Here is a 19,379-nt window from a genome sequence, read left to right as displayed (position 1 = left end):
GCACGGCATCCGCGGCCTCCGCGCGGCGGAGCCCGCCTTAGGGCGCGGGCGTCTCGCTGGGCAGGGTCACGTCGTCGGCGCTGAGGCACTGCTTCGAGGCGGGAACGTTCGCGACGGCCGCGGCGAGGTCGACCAGGGTTGTCGATCCGCTGACCAGCTCGGAGTCGAGGTAGACCTCCGTGGCCGGTTCACGCCCATACGTGGTGTACCGGTACATGGGCGCCTCGCTGTCATCCTCGATCCAGTCGACTCCGTTGATGCTCACGCACGGCAACGTGGTGGGTCCGGGCACCTCGACGCCGCAGGTGAGCAGCACCGCGCTGGGGTCACCCCAGGCGCCGGTGGCCTGAGCGTTCGTCTCCCGTTCGGGCTGGTCGGCCACGGTCGTCGGCAGGCGCACGATGATGTCGGCGCAGGCGGGGTTCTCCGCATCCGCTGCCGGCTGCATCGGAACCGCGGCGGCACACCCTGTGAGCACAACGGCGGAGGCCGCGAGCAGCAGCGCTGTCGCGGCGCGGACACCGGTGCTGTGGCGGAGCCGGCGAGAGAGGGTGAACTGGAGAGTCATCACATTCAGGTTACCGTTTGAAGCATGACCAATGCTCCCGACCAGACCCTGGCCGACCTCAGCGAGGGCGAGGTGCTCGCCCGCATCTTCCCGCGGCTGCCGCACGCCGACACCGAGTTGCTCGGACCCGGTGACGACGCCGCCGTGCTCTCCGCGGCCGACGGCCGGTTCGTCGTCACCTGCGACATGATGATCCAGGGCCCGGACTTCAGGCTGGCCTGGTCGACGCCGCACGACCTGGGCTGGAAGGCCGCCGCCACGAACCTGTCCGATGTCGCCGCGATGGGCGCCAGGCCCACAGCGCTCGTGGTGGCCATCGCCGCTCCGCCGTCCACACCGATCTCGGTCATCCTCGGCATCGCCGACGGGTTGCGCGACGGCTGTGAAGCGTTGGCTCCGGGCTGCGGGGTCGTGGGCGGTGACCTGTCCGCCTCCGACGCCCTCACTCTCTCGATCACGGCCTTCGGCGACCTCGAGGGTCGGGCGCCCGTGCTGCGTTCCGGTGCCCGGCCGGGGGACATCGTTGCCCACGCTGGACGTCTGGGTGACGCCGGCATCGGCCTCGGGCTGCTGTTCCGCTTCGGGGTGGACGCCGACGGAGTGCCGAGCCGCCCGGCCGCCGATGCCCTCAAGCTGCGCGAGCCCCGGTTCGTCGAGGCGCAACTGGCGCCGGTACCGCCGATCCGGTTGGGCGCTGTCGCGGCGGCCGCCGGAGCGACGGCCATGCTCGACGTGTCCGACGGGCTGGCCATCGATGCGGGCCGGCTCGCGCGGGCCAGTGGCGTCGGCGTCGATTTTGATTCAGCGGCGCTCGGGGACCAGCGGGAGCTGGCCCTGGGCGGGGGAGAGGACCACGGCCTGCTGGCCACCTTCCCGCCCACCGCGGAGCTCCCCGCCGGATTCCGGCGCCTCGGCACCGTCACCGGCGAGTCCGGGATCGTGCTCGTGGACGGTGAGCCGCACACCCAGGGCGGTTGGGACCCGTACCGCGGCTGGGACGGCGCCACCACCTGAGGCACCCTCCCCAACGATGAGCCGGCTCAGGCGGGCGTGACCAGGGCGCGGGCGATCTCCCTCGCCCAGGCCTCGATCTCCGGCCAGTTGCGGAAGTCGCCGGCCGGGATCTTCTCGGCCGCGCCGGGGAACTTGCGAATCACCCGGTGCCCCAGGCTGAGCGCATCCGGATCGATGGCTCCGTAGAACACCCGGTGACCGACCGGCCGCACGGTGTTGGTGAAATCGGCGATCTCCGCGGGCACGGTGCTCTCCCGCACATCGGTGCCGTCGGCATCCGTGGTGGCCGATCCGAGCGGGCCGCTGCTGAACAGCCAGATCCGGTGTTCGAGAAGGGTGGGCTGGTAGCGGCGCACGAAGGTCGTCGCATCCTTGAGCCAGTGACCCATGTACACGGCGCTGCCCACCACGAAGGCGTCGAATCCCGCCACATCCTCCGCGTGCGGGGGCTGTGCGGCATCGTAGACGCGGGCGTCCAGGCCGGCGAGGCCGAGTTCGGCGCCGATCCGTTCGGCGATGCCCAGGGTGGCGCCGTACTGGCTGGCACAAACAACCGCTACACGCACAGCGTCGACCTTTCGAATGCGGTGGACGACGGTGCCCACAGATCAACCGTAGGCGCAAAAATACGTTCTGACCAGCCCTCTTCAGGGGTTTCCTACACCGGGCCGGCCACCCCGGCGTACCAGAGGGTGGTGTCGCCGTAGTTCTTGCGGCGTTCCACGACGAGGCCGGGTCCCCAGGTGGGTTCCGGCGACCGGGACGAGCGTTCCACCACCACGAGGGCGTCCGGGTCCAGCAGCGGCGCCAGGGCGGCGAGGTTCGCGGCCAGCTCGGCGTCCGGGAGGTCGTACGGCGGGTCGAGGAAGACTAGGTCGAAGCCGTCGGGTGTGCCGGCCAGGAAGGATTGCACGGCCTGGCTGGACACCGAGATAGCGAGGTTTGCGCCCTTCGGGGCGGCCTTCTGCACCGCGGCGGCGTTCTTGCGGCAGGTCTGGCTGGCCGCGAAGCCGTTCTCGACGAGGGTGACGACCCTGGCGCCGCGGCTGGCGGCCTCGAGGCCGAGTGCGCCGGAGCCGGCGTACAGGTCGAGCACCCTGTATTCACGGATGGCGTCGCGGGCGTCGAGTGCCGAGAACAGTGCCTCGCGCACCTGGTCGCTGGTGGGCCTGGTGCCCTTGGCCGGCACGGTGAGGGTGAGGGAGCCGGCGAACCCGGCGACAATTCGCGTCATTTGTCTTCGAGCCTAGCCTTCGCGCGCCATCCACAGTCTGCAGCGTCGGTGCCCGGCGTCGGTGCTGACGTTTAGCATCGGAGTATGACCGGTTCGGATGCCGCCACCTCGCACGGGGACCCCGCCGACGACCCGGGGGCGCTGACCCTCGATTCGGCCCTGCGGGGCGTTCTCGGCCAGGGCCAGGCGACCCTGCTGGACAAGGCCTTCGGCATGGCGACGGTGGGCGACCTGCTCAGCCACTATCCGCGCCGATACGCCCGGCGCGGCGAACTCACCACGCTGGCGGCGTTGCCGCTGGACGAGGCCGTGACAGTGCTGGCCGAAGTGCTGTCCGTGACGGTGAAGAGCCCCGGCAGCCGGCTGCCGGGCAAAAAGTCACCGCACCGGACGGAGGTCATCATCTCCGACGGGCGCGGCATGCTCTCGCTGACCTTCTTCAACCAGCCCTGGTTGTCCAGGACCCTGCGCCCCGGCATGCGGGCGATGTTCTCCGGCAAGGTCACGATTTTCAACAAGACCCGTCAGCTCGCCCATCCCGACTACGAGATCGTGCCGGGCAGCGACGACCCCATGGACGCCACGATCTCGCCGGAGGATGCCGCAGAGGCCCGCCTGTGGGCCGACCGGCCCATCCCGATCTACGGTGCGACGGCTGCTGTGACGAGCTGGCAGATCGCCAAGCTGATCGTGAAGGTCCTCGAGAGGCTCGGCCCGGTCGAGGACCCGATCCCCGAGCGGATGCGCCGCGAACGCGGCCTGCTCGAGCACCGGGACGCGCTACTGCGCATCCACCGCCCCACCACCGACGACGACTGGAACGAGGCCAGGGAGACGCTCCGCTTCACTGAGGCGTTCGTGCTGCAGTGCGTGCTGGTGCAGCAGCACACCGAGCACCGGGCCCTGCGGACCCGGTCGCGGCAGCCGGTCCCCGGCGGTTACCTCGAGCGGTTCGACGCGACGCTGCCGTTCGCCCTCACCGTCGACCAGGAGATCACCGGCGCCGAGATCCTGCGAGACATTGCTCTGACCGCCCCGATGAACCGGCTGGTGCAGGGCGAGGTCGGCTCCGGCAAGACCGTCGTGGCCCTGCGCGCCATGCTCGCGGTGGCGGACTCCGGCGGCCAGGCGGCGCTGCTGGCCCCCACCGAGGTGCTGGCCGGGCAACACCTGCGCTCGATAGCCCGCATCCTGGGCCCCGACCTCACCGCCGAACTGATGCCCACCCTGCTCACCGGGCAGCTCCCCGTCGCCGAACGGCGGAAGGCACTGCTGCGCACGGTGTCCGGCCAGGCCCGCATCGTGATCGGCACACACGCCCTGCTCAGTGACACCGTCGGGTTCTTCGACCTCGGCCTGGTCGTCATCGACGAACAGCACCGTTTCGGCGTCGACCAGCGCGAGGCCCTGCGACAGAAGGCCGAACTGCCGCCGCACGTTCTGGTGCTCACCGCCACGCCCATTCCGCGCACCATCGCGATGACGGTGTTCGGTGACCTCGACGTGAGCACCATCGCCGTGCTCCCGTCCGGACGCCCGGGGATCGAGAGTTTCGTGGTGCCCCTCGACGAAAAACCGGCCTGGGTGGTGCGGGTGTGGCAGCGGGTGTCCGAGGAGCTCGCGCTAGGCCGCCAGTGTTTCGTGGTGTGCCCGGCGATCGCGCCGAAGAAGCTCGAACAGGGCGAGGAGATCGACTTCGACGCCACCCCGATGACCACCGTCGAAGAGCTCAACGCCGAGCTGCACCGGCATCCGCTGCTGCGGGATGCCCGGATCGAACCGCTGCACGGCGCCATGACCGCCGACGAGAAGGACGACACCATGCGGGCCTTCGCGGCCGGTGACATCCAGGTGCTCGTGGCCACCACCGTCATCGAGGTCGGCGTCGACGTGCCCAACGCCTCGGTGATGGTCGTGATGGATGCCCACCGCTTCGGCGTGTCCCAGCTGCACCAGTTGCGCGGCCGGGTGGGCCGCGGCGGCGTGCCCGGGCTGTGCCTGCTTGTGACAGCGGCGCCGTCGGGGTCCCCGGCCCGGGACCGCATCGAGGCCGTCGCGAACACCCTCGACGGGTTCGTCCTGGCGCAGGTCGACCTCGAGCAACGGCAGGAGGGCGATGTGCTCGGCCGATTCCAGTCCGGCGGCCAGTCGTCGCTGCGCCTGCTCCGCGTGGCGACCGACGGCGACATCATCGCCGACGCCAGGACCGCCGCCCGCGAACTCATCGGCGGGGACCCGGAGATGCGCACCATGCCGGCGTTGCGGGCGGCCGTGCGCCGCCGGCTCGACGACTCGGAGCGCGCCGCGCTCTCCAAAGGCTGAACGGGTCACCGTCAGCGTCTGAACGTCTGGGAAATCCGGCCGGACCGGGCAGCGGGCGCTGCAAGCTGGCGCTAGGGTGAACCGTATGCGCAGGATCGCCGTCGTACCTGGTTCATTCGACCCCGTCACACTGGGGCACCTCGATGTGATCCAACGAGCGGCGGGACTGTACGACGAGCTGCACGTTCTTGTGGTGCACAACCCGGCCAAGTCGGCGCTTCTGCCGATCACCCAGCGGGTCTCCCTCATCGAGCGGGCGATCATCGAGGCCGAACTCCCGGGAAACATCATCGTCAGCTCCTGGAGCATGGGCCTGCTCGTCGACTATTGCGTCGACGTGGGCGCCAGCGTGCTGGTCAAGGGCATCCGCTCTCAGATCGATGTGGCCTACGAGACCCCGATGGCCATCGTGAATCGCAACCTCGCGGGCGTCGAAACCATCTTCATGCTGCCGGACCCCGCTCACGCCCACGTGTCCAGCTCCCTGGTGCGTCAGGTTGCCGCCCTCGGCGGTGACATCGCCCCGTATGTGCCGCCCGCCGTCGCGGCCTTTCTGAATCGACCGCTCGCATGAACGCATTTCCGGGACGTTGGGTCTCGGAGTCGGCCGTGGCCGGCACGACCACCGTCGGTGCGGCATCCCGCAGCGCCATCGACGGGGACGGTGAAACCGACGTGGCTCTCGCCGACGTGCAGGGAGCCGCCCTCGCGATCATGCGCAACGTCGAGTCCGTCATCGACGGCAAGCATTCGGCCGTGCAGATCGCGCTCACGGTGCTCCTCGCCGAGGGACACCTCCTCATCGAGGACGTGCCCGGAGTGGGCAAGACCATGCTCGCCAAAGCGCTCGCCAAGTCCGTGGACTGCAGCGTCAGCCGCATCCAGTTCACGCCGGACCTGCTGCCCTCGGATGTGACGGGGGTGTCGATCTACAACCAGTCCGAGCGGCGGTTCGAGTTCAAGCCCGGCGCCATCTTCGCGAACATCGTGATCGGCGACGAGATCAACCGGGCCAGTCCCAAGACCCAATCCGCGCTGCTGGAGTGCATGGAGGAACGCCAGGTCACCGTCGACGGACACAGCTATCCGCTGGCGCGCCCGTTCGCCGTCGTCGCCACCCAGAACCCCATCGAGATGGAGGGCACCTACGCCCTCCCCGAGGCCCAGCGCGACCGTTTCATGGCGCGCATCTCGATGGGATACCCCGACCCGGCCTCCGAACTCTCGATGCTCGACTCCCGCGACCTGACCAGCCCGCTGGCCAGGATCGACGCCGTGGTCACCGGCCCCCAGCTGCGGGGCATGATGTCGGCCGCACGTAGCGTGTTCGCCTCCGGGGCGGTCAAGGAGTACGCCGTCGCCGTGGTGCGGGCCACCCGGGACGACCGCGACCTGCGGTTGGGGGCGAGCCCGCGGGCTACCCTGCAACTGATCAGGGCCGCGAAGGCCCAGGCGGCTCTGCACGGCAGGGAGTATGTGCTTCCCGACGACATCGACTCGCTAGCCGTCGCCGTGCTCGGGCACCGTTTGGTGCCCACCACCCGGGCACTGGGCCATCGATCGCAGGACAGCGCCCTGCTCATCGAGGAGACGATCAGGCGCATCCTCGCGGCCACGCCCGTGCCGACGGGGTCGCAGGGCCGCCTGTAGCGGGCGGCACACTATCGGAGTCATCATGGGCCATAGATGCAGGTGGACGTGACGCAGATGAGCAAGACGCAGAGAGGCTTGACCCGGACGGACCTGACCGGGCGACGCGGCCGGGCCCGCCGACTGGTTCGCCCCACAGTGCGCGGGGCCGTTTTCCTGGGCGTCGGGGCGGTGCTGTTCGCGGTCGCCTGGGCCTACGACGAACGCGACCTCCTGTTCGTGGCCGGGGTGCTGCTTCTGGTCCCGACAGTGGCCCTCGGCTTCGTCCTCGTCCATCCGGTGCGCGTGTCCGTCACCCGCACGTTCAGGCCCGGCACCGTGACAGCGGGGTCCAGCGCCACCGTGACGATCCAGATCCGCAATCTTGCCCCAACGCCCCTGCTCGGCCTGCGCTGGCGCGACACGGCGGTCAGGGGCGTCACCGTGCCGCCGAGCCAGCCGCTGCGGTCCCTCGCACCGGCGCGAGCCGGGCGCTCGAGCGCCGCAGACACCGCGGTGGTGAGCTATCAGCTGCATCCATCCCGGCGGGGGGTGTATCCGATCGGACCGCTGATGCTCGGCCGGTCGGACCCCTTCGGACTCGCCTACAGCGAGTGGCCGATCGGCGCACCGCATGATTTGACCGTGACGCCCAGGGTCACCTCGCTGCCGGGCAACGGTGTGTCGATCACACGGGGCGAGGGCTCCCGCCATGAGCGTGTCCGGCATCTCAACAATGACTCGGATGAATTGATCGCCAGGGAGTACCGGCCGGGGGACCCGATGCGCAGGGTCAACTGGCCGGCGACCGCCCGGCATGGCGAGATCATGGTCCGGCAGGAGGAACAACGCAGCCATCCCGAAGCGCGCGTCATCCTCGACACCACCCGCGGAGGGCGGGGCGCCGACCGCGGGCACGACGCCGAATTCGAGCTGGCCATCGAGTTGGCCGCTTCCGTCGCCGTTCATCTGCTCGAGGGCGGGTTCAGACTCGATGTGGTGGAGCTCGGCCCCTGCCAGCTCCTCCCCGTGCGGCCAGTGGCGGGGGACTCCAGGGTTCCTCACGATCCGGACAACGGCCGGCGAGGGGGCCTGCGCGGCGACGACCCGGCTTCGTTCACCGGTCCGGAAGGCGTGCCCGCGCTTGTCGATGCCCTGGCGATCGTGGTCCGACGTGACCGCGTGGCCCACGCCGCGATCGATGACGGCCTCGGCCACCGGCCGGCAGCGACTCTGGGCCGTCAGGTTCCGTCCTTCGCGGTTCTCGTCGATATCGGCCCCGCCGACACGCGTGACCTGGTCGCCCTGCGCGGCCTCTGCCAGCCCGCCGTCGCGTTCGTGTTCGACACCATGAGCGCCGACTCCATCGAACGCCTGAGCGAGGCCGGCTGGCAGTGCGCGCCGGTGGATACGTCGGCACCGGTCGCGGCTGCGTGGGCGCAGGCCGGGCAGGACACGGCGGCGACGCGATGACCAGAACTGAAATCGTGCGCTGGCCGCTCACCCTGGCGCTGCTGGTGCTGCTGATGACCGGATGCACCGCCCTGGGCGCCGTCCTGGCCGGATCGTCGTGGTGGTTGGTGCTGTTGATCGTGGCGAGCGTCGTGCTCGTCGGTTCGGCAGGGCTGCGTCGGGCGGGGGTGCACAGTGTGGTCGTGCCGCTGCTGGCGACGGGTGGGCTCATCGTGCTACTCACACTGTTCTTCGGTGGCGGGACCGGGCTGCTCTGGCTGGTTCCCACCGGCGATACCGTCGCCCGCTTCACCGAACTGGCCACTGACGGGGTGCGCTCCATTCAGACGCAGGGCACTCCGGCCCAGGTGCTGGACGGCATCCTGTTCCTCCTGGCCGTGGGAGTGGGCCTGTTGGCGATCCTGATGGACATCCTCGCGATCGGTCTGGGCCGGCCCGCGTTGGCCGGGATCCCGGCCCTGGTCCCCGTTGCGGTACCCGGTTTTGTGGTGTCCACCGGTGCGGACTGGGTCGCCCTCGTTGCGACTGCCGCCGCGTATCTGCTCCTCCTGCGCATCGACGTGCATCTGCGTGGGATGCGGGTCAACCGGCAGGCCGGCGGGCGCGGAACAGGGATCACGGGTGCGACCGGGGCCGTACGCGGAGCCATCGCCATCGCTGCCATCGGCATCGTCGGCTCCCTGATCTTCAGCCTGTCGGCGCCCGTGATCTCCGGCGGAGCCTTCGGCTCGCGGTCCGACAGCGCGCTCTTCGGTGCCGGAGTCAGCCAGATGATCGAACTCGGCCAGGACCTGCGCAGGCCCAAGGCCGGTCCCGCGCTGCACTACCGCACAACGGCCGTCGAGCAGCCGTACCTCGCACTGCTCACCCTCGATGACATCAAGGGCACCACGTGGCTGCCGAGGGCCGTCGAGGTCGATGAGGACCTGACCGTCGACTCCATAGCGAATCCGCCGGGGCTCTCCCAACGGGTGGCCAGGACCGAGGCCAACACCATCATCGACATCGACGGGGTCCGCACCGACATGCTGCCGGTCCCCGTGCCCGCAACGAGCGTCGATGGGCTCACCGGGGACTGGTTCTGGAACAACGACACCCGAGCCATTTCGAGCACCGACAGCACGACCATAGGCCAGCGCTACGCGGTGACGTCCCTCGAACTGCAGCCCACCAGGGAACAACTTCGTGAGTCCGGCACCCGGTACCCCGTCGACATCGAGCCGAGTCTGTTCCTGCCGATGGGAACACCCGGGATCATCGGTGACACCGCCCGCATCGTCAGTACGGGTACGGAGTCGAACTACGACGCCGCGGTGGCCATCCAGGATTACCTGCGCGGAAGTGAATTCAACTACGACACCGAGGCTCCGGTCGATGAGGGGTACGACGGCGGCGGGGCCGATGTCATCGCCACGTTCCTCGACGTGAAACGCGGCTACTGTGTGCACTTCGCCTCGGCGATGGCCCTGATGTCGCGCAGCCTGGGCATCCCGGCCCGGATCGTGCTGGGGTACCTCCCCGGCACCCGGACGGCCACGGCCGTCGACGGCATCAACCGGTACAACGTCGACTCGCACGACCTGCACTCCTGGCCGGAGCTCTACTTCGTCGGGGTCGGCTGGGTGCCTTTCGAACCGACCCCTGGGCGGGGCACGGTTCCGGACTACGCCGCGCCGGAGAGCTCGACGGCGTCCGGTGCGCCGTCCGCGGGTGAGGCGCCGTCGGTCGTGCCGCGGGCCAACGACAACCCCGGATTCGAGGGCGGCCCCGTGGACACTCTGGCGGCCGAGGAGGATGAGTTGCCCAACATTCTCGCCCGGATCGGGCTCGTGGCGACGGGTGTCCTGCTTCTCCTGCTCGCCCCCGGCGTGTTCCGCCTGGCCCGGCGGCGGCGGCGGCGGCGCCTTCTGGCAGCGGATCGGGCCGGCGCGGTGCTGGCCTGGCGTGAGCTGTCCGATACCGCGGTGGATCACGGGTTGGAGGTCTACGACACCCTCACCGCACGGGAGCTGGCCGACAGTATCCGGGACAGGCCCGGTGTGGGCGACAGTCCCCGGGCCCGCGAGGCGCTCGAGCGGATGCTGGTGGCCACCGAACAGGCGCACTACGCCCGCCGGGACGGGTCGCCAACGAACCCGGGTGCCGGGCTGCTGGCCGATCTTGATGTCGTCGTTCACGCCGTGCGGCACGGTTCCCGGGCCATCCAGCGGGCCAGGGCCCTGGTGTTCCCGACGTCGCTGACCTCGTCGGCACTGCGCCGGATGGGCCTGGCCACCGGCACGCCCGGGGGCGCGTAGAATTTTCCCTTGTGATCAAGTTCAAGAAGACCCCGTACAAGGTTGACGTTCGCGACGTCATCAACCGCCCGGGAACGATGTACGAGCGCAACATCGACATCGTCGTTCCCAACGACCTCGGTGAAGCGCTCGTTGCCGTGAAAGCCGGCTCCACCCTCGAGGCCGATCTGCGTCTGGAATGCATCCACGAGGGCATCCTGGTGACCGCCGATGTCACCGGAAAAGCCGCCGGAGAGTGCGGAAGATGCCTGATTGACATCGAATTGCCTGTCCGAGTTCATTTTGTTGAACTTTTCGCGTACGCTCTTGATGAAGCTTATGAGTGTGCGGTTCAAGATGACCACGTGGATCTTGAACCTCTCATCAGGGATGCAGTGGTGTTGTCACTGCCGTTCCAGCCGGTTTGCCGGCGGGATTGCCCAGGTCTCGACCCAGAGACCGGGGAACGGCGTGCCACTTCCCCTGAACTCGAACCGAGTGAAGTGCAGGATCCGAGATGGTCCGCACTATTGGAATTCCAAGCTTCCGAAAGCATCAGCACGGATGAGCACATCCATGCTGTACCGGATAGAGAAGAGAAGTAGTCATGGCAGTCCCGAAGCGCAAGCAATCACGCTCCAACACCCGCTCACGCCGTTCCTGCTGGAAGGCCGAAGCCCCCACCCTGGTGAAGACCATGGAAAACGGCAAGGTTGTCTACAGCCTCCCGCACCGCGCGAAGGTCGTCACGGACGCCGCCGGCACCGCACTCTTCATGGAGTACAAGGGCCGTAAGGTCGCTGACGTTTAGTCAGAGCTTCAACCAAGGGGTGGTGCGCAACCGTGTCAGGTTCTGACGCAAATCCCGGAACAGATGCTCCTGCAGCGGTCTCTGCTGCAGGAGTTTCTGCTGCCCGGGGACAGACAGGGGCGCCGGAGAATCCGATGGCGGCCCTGCAGGAGATTCTTGGCGTGCAGGTCGACGCCGGTCTTCTCGAACTCGCGTTGACACACCGCTCATACGCGTACGAGAACGGTGGCCTGCCCACGAACGAACGCCTGGAATTTCTGGGCGACTCGATTCTGGGCCAGGCGGTGACCGTGATGCTGTACCGCGATTACCCGCAGCTGCCGGAGGGCGACCTTGCCAAGCGCCGGGCCAGCCTGGTGTCCACGGCCGCCCTGTCCGAAATCGCCCGCGGTATCGGCTTGGGTCGTTTTGTGCGCCTCGGACGCGGGGAAACCCTCACCGGTGGCCGCGACAAGTCGTCGATCCTGGCCGACACCGTCGAGGCGCTCATCGGCGCGGTCTACCTCGACACCGGCGTGGACTCCGCGACGCGTTTTGTCATGCGGCTGTTGCAGCCCATGCTGGCGGACCCCGGCCACTTCGGGATCTCGATGGACCCCAAGACCAGCCTGCAGGAAGCCGCCGCGCGGTTGGGAGCCGGAGTTCCGGTGTACACCGTCGCCGAAAGCGGACCGGACCACTCCAAAGTCTTCGTGGCCACCGTGAGTGTCGGCACCGCCGTGACGGCCACCGGCGAGGGCACCAGCAAGAAGCATGCCGAGATGGCCGCGGCGCTTGAGGCGTGGACCCGCCTGCGTGCCGTGCGCCGCTGACACGTGCCTGAACTTCCCGAAGTCGAGGTCGTGCGGACCGGCCTGGAAACCGCCGTGTCCGGCGCCGCGATCACGGGTGTCGAAATCTTCGACGAGAGGTCCCTTCGTCGCCACGACCGCTCGCTCGGCGATTTCGAAGCGCTCGTGACCGGCGCCCGGATCGAGGCCGCCGTGCGCCGGGGCAAGTTCCTCTGGTTCCCGCTGGCCGTCGCACCGGGGGAGGCGCCGGGGTCGGGCGCGCGCCGGGCCATCGTGGCCCACCTCGGGATGAGCGGACAGGTGCTGTTGCGTACCCCGGGTGAGACCCCGGAAAAGCTGCTGCGCATCCGCCTGACCCTGCAGAACCCCGAACACGGTGAACTGGCCCTGCACTTCGTGGACCAGCGCATCTTCGGCAGCATGGCCGTCGACACGATGCAGGCCACCGACGACGGCCGGTCGGCCGGTTACGCAGGGCCCGGCATGGCCCCAGGCCGGCCAACCACCGGTACCGCGGATGCGCTCCCGGCCTGGTCCGGCCTCATCCCCAGCCAGGTGGCGCACATCGGCCGGGACCCGCTCGACCCGGCGTTCTCCGCCCCGGCCTTCTACCGAGCGCTGGCCCGCACCAGGTCAGGCATCAAACGGGTGTTGCTCGACCAGCAGGTCGTCAGCGGGATCGGCAACATCTATGCGGACGAGGCACTCTTCGACGCCCGGGTGCACTTCGACCAGCCGGCCGCGACGCTGTCCGCGGCGAGCGCCCGCCGCCTACTCACCGCCGTCCGCGCGATTCTGCTGCGGGCGTTGGCCGAGGGCGGCACCAGCTTCGACGCCCAGTACGTGAACGTCAACGGCCAGTCCGGCTACTTCGCGCACAGCCTCAACGCCTACGGGCAACACGGTAAGCCCTGCCCCCGCTGCGGCACCGACCTCGTGCGGGTCAAATTCATGAACCGCTCGTCGCACTACTGCCCGCGCTGTCAGCGGCTGCGCTGACCTTCCGCCAGGCACCCTCGTAGCCCATCGGAACGAAACCGAGCGCCTCGTTGACGTCGAGCATGTAGCGGTTCTCTTCGGCGTTGAACGTGGTCACTGCCGGATGCCGGGGATGCTCACGGGCCAGGCTCTGCAGATTGGCCAGCTTCATGAGCATGCCGAGCCGGTGTCCGCGGTGCTCCCGAAGCACCAGTGTGTCCTCCTGGGTCACGGCCCGGCTGGTGTCGCCGGGCACCGACAGCTCGGTGAAACCGGCCAGGCGACCGCTGGGCCGGTGCAGGACAGCGGTCACCAGCGTCCGGCCGGGGCCTGCCGCGTACGCGTCCTGTTCGCTGCGTAGCCGTTCCACGCTCCACACGTCTTCAGGCTCTTCCAGACCCGCCGTCGGGGCATCTGTCGACATGCGGGTGTACAGCAGGGCCATGTCCTCGAGCCAGCGCTCCGGGGTGCGCCCGGTCCAGGACAGCACCGAATAGTCCTCGCCGGCGCGGGCCGCCGCCTCCCTGAGCTGCCGGGCGAGGACGGCGGGGTCCACCGGCAGTTGCAGCCGGCTGCCGCGTTCCACCTGCTCGAGCCGGTACCCCCTGTGCAGCAGAAAACGCACCTCGGGGTTGGCCAGCGGCACCGATCCGAAACCCGTGGGCGGGACGAGGCGTTCGCCGGGGCCGGGCGGGGAAACCGCGTAGATCACCCTGCTGCTGCGGTGCTCGGCGGCGGCCAGGGTCTCCAGGACGTCCAACAGTGCGCTGCCGATGCCCCGGCCCCGCCATTCGGGCAGGACCTCGACGGTGAACCAGGCGAACTCCGACGACGGGTCCGCCTGCGTCTCGTAGGCGGCCCGGCCCACGATCGCCCCCGCGACGCGGGCCACGAACATCCGACGAGGAGAGTGCTCGGGGGTGAGGTAGCCCGGCAGCAGTTCCTCCGCCGACTGGGCCAGCTCACCGGTGCCGTACGCGTGGGCCTCCACCCGGTTGCGCACGTCGACGGCCGCGACGAACTCCGGCCAACCCGTCGCGCCGGGCGCCGCCGGAACGCTCAATTCATCGATGCCCAACGAATGACTCTCCATGTCCGCAGAGCCTAGACCCGGTGTCGCGGAACTGACACACTCCCGGGGGATCTCGAGGCGGTCAGATCCCAGTAAACGAGCGGCGGTCCGGTACCGTGGACTGAGTCAGACACTTTAGCGGGAAGGACGAGCGGGTTGTACCTGAAGAGCCTCACCCTCAAAGGTTTCAAGTCCTTCGCGCAGTCGACGACCTTCGCGTTCGAACCCGGCGTCACCTGCGTCGTGGGTCCCAACGGCTCCGGCAAGTCCAACGTCGTTGACGCCCTGGCCTGGGTGATGGGCGAGCAGGGGGTGAAGACGCTCCGTGGCGGCAAGATGGAGGACGTCATCTTCGCCGGCACCTCCACCAGGGGACCGCTTGGCCGCGCCGAGGTGATCTTGTCGATCGACAACAGCGACGGGGCGTTGCCCATCGAGTACGCCGAGGTGACCATCTCGCGCACCCTGTTTCGCAACGGCGGCAGCGAGTACGCCATCAACGGCCGCACCTGCCGGCTGCTCGACGTGCAGGAGCTGCTCAGCGACTCCGGTCTCGGCCGGGAGATGCACGTCATCGTCGGCCAGGGCCAGTTGGATGCCGTGCTGCGCGCCAGCCCGGAGGAACGCCGCGGTTTCATCGAGGAAGCCGCCGGAATCCTCAAGCACCGTCGCCGCAAGGAAAAGACCGTGCGCAAGCTCGAGGCCATGCAGACCAACCTCACCAGGCTCAGCGACCTCGCCGGGGAGATCCGCCGGCAGCTCAAGCCGCTCGGCCAACAGGCTCAGGTGGCCAGGCAGGCCCAGCAGATCGCCGCCACCGTGCGGGACGCGCGGGCGCGGCTGCTCGCCGATGATGTGATCGTGCTGCGCAGGGCCCTTGACGCCCACGGCCGCACCGAAAGCGAACGGCACTCCGAACGCCTGGTGGTCCAGGAACAGCTCGACCACAACCAGGTGCGGGTGCGCCGGCTGGAGGACGCGCAGGTAGGCGATGCTGTGGACATCGCCCGGCGCACGGCGTTCGCCCTTGAATCCGCCCAGGAACGGCTGCGCGGGCTGTACACCCTCGCCAACCAGCGGCTCGCCCTGCTGGGCACCCAGGCTGAACCTGTCGAACGGGCCGCGAGCGTCACCCCGCAGCGGGTCGAGGATGCCGCGGCGGAAGTGGACCGCCTGCGGGCGGGCATCGCGACGGCCGAGGACGCCTGGGCCAGGGCACGCACCACGACGGCCTCGGTGCGCCGCGACTTGGACGCCGTCGACGACGAGATCGCGGCACAGTCCGCCCTCGTCTCCCGTCATGACCTCGAGGTGTCCCAGCTCGCCGGCGAGTCCGACACCGCAGCGTCCCGATTGGCCGCTGTGCGCGGGGAGGTGCTGCGCCAGCAGGATGCCCTCGACTCCGCCCGCGATCGACTCGCCGCATCCCGCCAGCAGCTGGCCGACCTCGACGAGGACGCCGACGACGCGGCGAACGATGTCGACCTCGACGAGGTCGTGGACCTAGCCCAGGCCGAGGTGTCGCAGGCCGAGGCCGAGATCGAGCGGCTCCGCGAGCTCCTGCACGGCCAGGAGCGGGAACGGGATGCGCTGGCGGCCCGCACGAGCGCCCTCACCCTGGCACTCGGCCAAAAAGACGGTTCCTCGGCCCTCCTCGAAGCCGATCTGGCCGGCATCCGCGGTCTGGTCGCCGAGGTCATGAGCGTGCGCCCCGGTTTCGAGCGCGCCGTCGCGGCGGCGCTCGGCTCCCTCGCCGATGCCGTGGCCGCCGATGACCGGGATGCCGCGGTCGCCGCGGTCGGACACGCAGACGCGCTGCACCTCGGCCGGGTGGAACTGGTGCTCGCCGGGGCCGCCGACGCCGGGTCCGCCGGGTCTGCTGCTCAGCCTGACCTCTCCGGCCTGCCGGGAGTCGTGGCCGCGCACACCGTCGTCGACGCACCGCCCGGCGTGCTCGGGCTGCTCGAGGGCACCCTCATCGTCGACGATCTGACCGCCGCCGTCGCGGCATCCGATGCCCTGGCCGCGTCCGGGCAGGGATCGACAGCCACCATCATCACCCGCGCGGGGGATGTGCTCACCGCCCACGCGCTGCGCGGCGGCTCCGGTGCCGCCCCCAGCAAACTGGAACTCGTCACCGAACGTGACGAGGCCGCGCACCGACTGGCCGAGGTGACGAGCCTGCTCGGCATCGTCTCCGGCGATCTCGGCGAACAGCGCACCCTCCTGGCCGGCGCTCGGGACCGGTCCAGGTCGGCCCAGGCCCGGCTCCGCGAGCACAACACCCTGGCGGCCGCCCGCGCGGACCGGCGCAACCGACTGACCGTGCAGGTCGACGCCGCGGCCGCGGATTTTGACAGGCTGTCGGCCGCGGCCGAGCTCGCCTCCTCAGGTGTCGCCGAGGCCGAGAGGGCCGCCAGGAAAGCAGCCGCCGCTCTGGACATCAGACGCTCCACGCCGCGGCCCATCCTGGACGTCACCGCCCGCGACGCCCTGTACGCAGAACTCGAGCGGGCCAGGGAGACCGAGATCGAGTCGCGTCTGCAGGTGGATACCGCCAAAGAGCGCCTGCGTGGCGGCCAGGCCCGCGTTCTCTCCCTGACCCGGCAACTCGAATCCGACCGGGCCGAGGCGGACGCCGCCGCCCGCCGGGCCGTTCTCCGCCGCCGGCAGGTGGATGCAGCATCCGCCGTTGCCGACGCGCTGCCGCCGGTGCTCGCGTCGGTCGACGGCGCCGTGGCCCAGGCGCGGCAGCGGCTGGCCGTCGCCGAGGCCGAACGGACCAGCCAGAACGACGAGCTGAGCACCCTCCGTCGGGCCGAGAGCGAACTGCGCAGCCGGTTGCAGGCCATCACGGAAAACGTACACGGCCTCGAACTGGCGATCTACGAGAAAAAACTGCAGTTGTCGGCGCTTCTCGAGCGCGCGGCCAGCGAACTGGGCCTGGTGGAGGACGTCCTCGTCGGCGAATACGGCCCGGACCAGCTCGTGCCCGCCGACGGCGAGGCCTCATCGGCCACGCCGTACGACCGGGAGGAGCAGCGGGCGCGCCTGGCGGCCGCCGAACGCAAGTATGCCCGTCTGGGGCGGATCAACCCGCTCGCGCTCGAGGAATTCGCGGCGCTGGAACAACGCCACCTATTCCTCACCGAGCAGCTCACCGACCTCACCACCACCAGGGCCGATCTGATGACCATCATCGAGGACATCGATGTGAAGATGGGGACCATTTTCGCCAGCGCTTTCGAAGACACCCAGGCGGCCTTCGCCGAGGTGTTCCCGGTGCTGTTCCCCGGTGGCAGCGGCAGCATCCAGCTCACCGACCCCGCGAACATGCTCACCACCGGGATCGAGGTGTCGGTGAAGCCGGCGGGCAAGAAGATCGAGCGACTGTCGCTGCTCTCCGGCGGCGAACGGTCGCTGGCCGCTGTGGCCCTGCTCATCGCGATCTTCAAGGCCAGGCCGAGCCCGTTCTACATCATGGACGAGGTCGAGGCCGCGCTGGACGACGCGAACCTGGGCCGGCTGCTGACCATCTTCGAGGATCTGCGGGCCACCAGCCAGCTCATCGTCATCACCCACCAGAAGCGCACCATGGAAATCGCGGATGCGCTGTACGGCGTCTCGATGCGGCAGGACGGAGTGTCCGCTGTGGTCGGCCAGCGCATCGTGCGCGAGACGGAACAGGCGTCCTGAGCCACGTCTCGTGTCGCTACGTCTCGGCTAGGTCGGCAGCGGCCGGTTGCTGCGGAACAGGTTCTCCGGGTCGACCCTCGCCTTGATCCCGGCCAGGCGTTGCAGTTCCTCCGGCGTGAACGCCACACCCAGATCCTGGCCGGCCGCGAGCATCGTCGGCACGATGCGGGGCACACCCACGGCATGCACGGTATCCTCCAGCGGTTGGAACACCAGATGGCGGTCGGAGGCGGCCGGAACCGGCGCGCCCGGCGGCAGGATCGCCGCCGCGAAGAGCATGAACCCGGCGTCGAGGTGGCCGACGACTCCGTCGGCGCCGACCGTCGGGTCGCCGATCAACCCGCCTAGCGGCCGCAGCTGCAGCAGGGACAGTCCGGCGTAGCTCGCGGTGTGGAAGGCCTCGACGAGGCTCGCGATGGTGGCGGTGTCGAGATCGCTGACGGTCCTGGACCAGTCCAGCGTCGCCGAGGGTTCCTGCGGTTCTCCGGATACCTCGCCCAGCTGGCCGATCGAGAACGGCCGGCACAGGTTGGCGATGACCGGGGCGATCGACACGAGCGGAGCGAGCAGGGCGCTCCCCGCCGCTTCCGACCCCACAAAAACCGCATCAACCTGGGTGAAGCTCCGCCCGCGCAGAAGCTCGGGCACCTGCTCGACGTCGGGCAGGTTGATCAGGCCCAGGAACAGGCTCAGTTCCGGCGGCGCATCCAGCAGGATGTCGGCCGCGGCTCCGAAGACCACCTCGGCCGATTCGGCGGGAAACAGGATCTTGCCGCCGAAGAGGTCGGCCGCCGGGTACAGCTCGATCTCCAGGGCGGTCACCACGCCGAAAAGCCCGCCGGCGCCTCGCAGGCCCCAGAGCAGATCCGGGTCGCTGTCTTTGGTGACGCGGCGCAGCACCCCGGTGGCGTCGATCAGCTCGACGGCTCGAATCGAGTGCGCGGCCAGCCCCTGCCACCGGCTGAACCAGGAGTGCCCGCCGGAGAGCAGGTACCCCGTGACGCTGACGTCGGGGTTGGTGCCGGCCAGAGCGATCAGGCCGGTGCCGTCGAGACGGTTGAGTAGGGTTCCCCAGGGCACGCCGGCGCCGACGCGTGCGAACCGGGCGACGACATTCACGGTGACCTCGTCGAAGGCACTGGTGCGCACGAGGATCTGGCCGGCGAGGTCGGCGGCGGCGCCATGCCCCCGCGGCTGCACGGTCACCCCCAGGCCGGCCTCCCTGGCCGCGACGATGACCTGCCTGAGGTCGCGCACAGAGCGCGGCCGCACGACGGCGCTCGGCTGCTGGTCGACGGCGAGGTTCCACGGGGCGCGGGCGTCGTCCCAGCCTGCTTCGCCGGGCAGCACCAGAGCGCCTTCGAGAATCCCGCTGAGGCCGATGAGGGCAGGATGCGCGCCGGACGCCGGCGATTGCATGGGCTGTGGTGTGGTGCTCATGGGCGTCCTTTCGACGGGCGATGCTTTCACCGACGCAAGGCCGACCCGCGCGGCGACTACCGTGACGATACCCAG

The 19,379-nt window shown here is 69.6% G+C and carries 16 protein-coding genes; 11 read left to right on the top strand and 5 right to left on the bottom strand.

The genetic code is table 11. The features are described 5' to 3' along the window. Positions 1–37 precede the first annotated feature (37 nt). Positions 38–568 carry a DUF3515 domain-containing protein gene (locus C3B61_RS07220; RefSeq protein WP_103460009.1) on the bottom strand — a complete coding sequence of 177 codons (531 nt, stop codon included), beginning with the start codon at positions 566–568 and terminating at the stop codon, positions 38–40. 24 nt (positions 569–592) lie between these two features. Between C3B61_RS07220 and thiL the strand changes: the two genes are divergently transcribed. After that, complete coding sequence (gene thiL / locus C3B61_RS07215) at positions 593–1,582, top strand: thiamine-phosphate kinase (protein WP_103460008.1); 990 nt, start codon at positions 593–595, stop codon at positions 1,580–1,582. A gap of 26 nt (positions 1,583–1,608) precedes the next feature. Here the strand turns inward: thiL and C3B61_RS07210 are convergent, their stop codons facing one another. Then, a complete protein-coding gene (locus C3B61_RS07210; protein WP_208858780.1) occupies positions 1,609–2,187 on the bottom strand; it encodes a flavodoxin domain-containing protein in 579 nt (192 codons plus the stop codon). 53 nt (positions 2,188–2,240) lie between these two features. Further along, on the bottom strand, positions 2,241–2,816 hold the full coding sequence (gene rsmD / locus C3B61_RS07205; RefSeq protein ID WP_103460007.1) for a 16S rRNA (guanine(966)-N(2))-methyltransferase RsmD: 576 nt from the start codon (positions 2,814–2,816) through the stop codon (positions 2,241–2,243). A gap of 84 nt (positions 2,817–2,900) precedes the next feature. On the opposite strand from rsmD, the gene C3B61_RS07200 reads away from it, so the two are divergent. The 9 genes from C3B61_RS07200 to mutM all read left to right on the top strand — a co-directional run bounded on the left by C3B61_RS07200 (position 2,901) and on the right by mutM (position 13,117). After that, positions 2,901–5,138 carry an ATP-dependent DNA helicase RecG gene (locus tag C3B61_RS07200; protein WP_103460006.1) on the top strand — a complete coding sequence of 746 codons (2,238 nt, stop codon included), beginning with the start codon at positions 2,901–2,903 and terminating at the stop codon, positions 5,136–5,138. An 85-nt stretch (positions 5,139–5,223) separates the two neighbouring features. Further along, positions 5,224–5,712, top strand: a complete 489-nt coding sequence (coaD, locus tag C3B61_RS07195) for a pantetheine-phosphate adenylyltransferase (RefSeq protein WP_088456502.1) — start codon at positions 5,224–5,226, stop codon at positions 5,710–5,712. A gap of 140 nt (positions 5,713–5,852) precedes the next feature. After that, a complete protein-coding gene (locus tag C3B61_RS07190; RefSeq protein ID WP_370289984.1) occupies positions 5,853–6,788 on the top strand; it encodes an AAA family ATPase in 936 nt (311 codons plus the stop codon). A gap of 57 nt (positions 6,789–6,845) precedes the next feature. Beyond that, positions 6,846–8,240, top strand: a complete 1,395-nt coding sequence (locus C3B61_RS07185; protein WP_208858779.1) for a DUF58 domain-containing protein — start codon at positions 6,846–6,848, stop codon at positions 8,238–8,240. Further along, a complete protein-coding gene (locus C3B61_RS07180) occupies positions 8,237–10,537 on the top strand; it encodes a transglutaminase TgpA family protein (protein WP_133160245.1) in 2,301 nt (766 codons plus the stop codon). The genes C3B61_RS07185 and C3B61_RS07180 overlap by 4 nt, the downstream gene beginning before the upstream one ends. An 11-nt stretch (positions 10,538–10,548) precedes the next feature. Further along, the gene (locus C3B61_RS07175; RefSeq protein ID WP_327016791.1) at positions 10,549–11,121 is read left to right on the top strand and encodes a YceD family protein; all 573 of its coding nucleotides are present in this window, start codon (positions 10,549–10,551) and stop codon (positions 11,119–11,121) included. Between the two features lie 2 nt (positions 11,122–11,123). Then, on the top strand, positions 11,124–11,327 hold the full coding sequence (gene rpmF, locus C3B61_RS07170; RefSeq protein ID WP_066596228.1) for a 50S ribosomal protein L32: 204 nt from the start codon (positions 11,124–11,126) through the stop codon (positions 11,325–11,327). Positions 11,328–11,461: 134 nt separating this feature from the next. Beyond that, entirely contained in the window at positions 11,462–12,139 is a 678-nt protein-coding gene (rnc, locus tag C3B61_RS07165; RefSeq protein WP_088456498.1) for a ribonuclease III, read from the top strand. A gap of 3 nt (positions 12,140–12,142) precedes the next feature. Further along, positions 12,143–13,117: a bifunctional DNA-formamidopyrimidine glycosylase/DNA-(apurinic or apyrimidinic site) lyase gene (gene mutM, locus C3B61_RS07160; RefSeq protein WP_103460002.1), complete on the top strand. Its 975-nt coding sequence runs from the start codon at positions 12,143–12,145 to the stop codon at positions 13,115–13,117. Here the strand turns inward: mutM and C3B61_RS07155 are convergent. Then, a complete protein-coding gene (locus C3B61_RS07155) occupies positions 13,068–14,189 on the bottom strand; it encodes a GNAT family N-acetyltransferase (protein ID WP_103460001.1) in 1,122 nt (373 codons plus the stop codon). The genes mutM and C3B61_RS07155 overlap by 50 nt on opposite strands. A 135-nt stretch (positions 14,190–14,324) precedes the next feature. On the opposite strand from C3B61_RS07155, the gene smc reads away from it, so the two are divergent. After that, positions 14,325–17,864 carry a chromosome segregation protein SMC gene (gene smc / locus C3B61_RS07150; protein ID WP_103460000.1) on the top strand — a complete coding sequence of 1,180 codons (3,540 nt, stop codon included), beginning with the start codon at positions 14,325–14,327 and terminating at the stop codon, positions 17,862–17,864. A gap of 27 nt (positions 17,865–17,891) precedes the next feature. Here smc and C3B61_RS07145 read toward each other — a convergent pair whose 3' ends face one another. Then, positions 17,892–19,304, bottom strand: a complete 1,413-nt coding sequence (locus C3B61_RS07145) for an FAD-binding oxidoreductase (protein WP_103459999.1) — start codon at positions 19,302–19,304, stop codon at positions 17,892–17,894. Positions 19,305–19,379: the final 75 nt, after the last annotated feature.

The sequence above is a fragment of the Cryobacterium zongtaii genome, from assembly GCF_002909375.1.
Classification (GTDB): Bacteria; Actinomycetota; Actinomycetes; order Actinomycetales; family Microbacteriaceae; genus Cryobacterium; species Cryobacterium zongtaii.
This window is presented reverse-complemented; position numbering and strand designations above follow the sequence as displayed.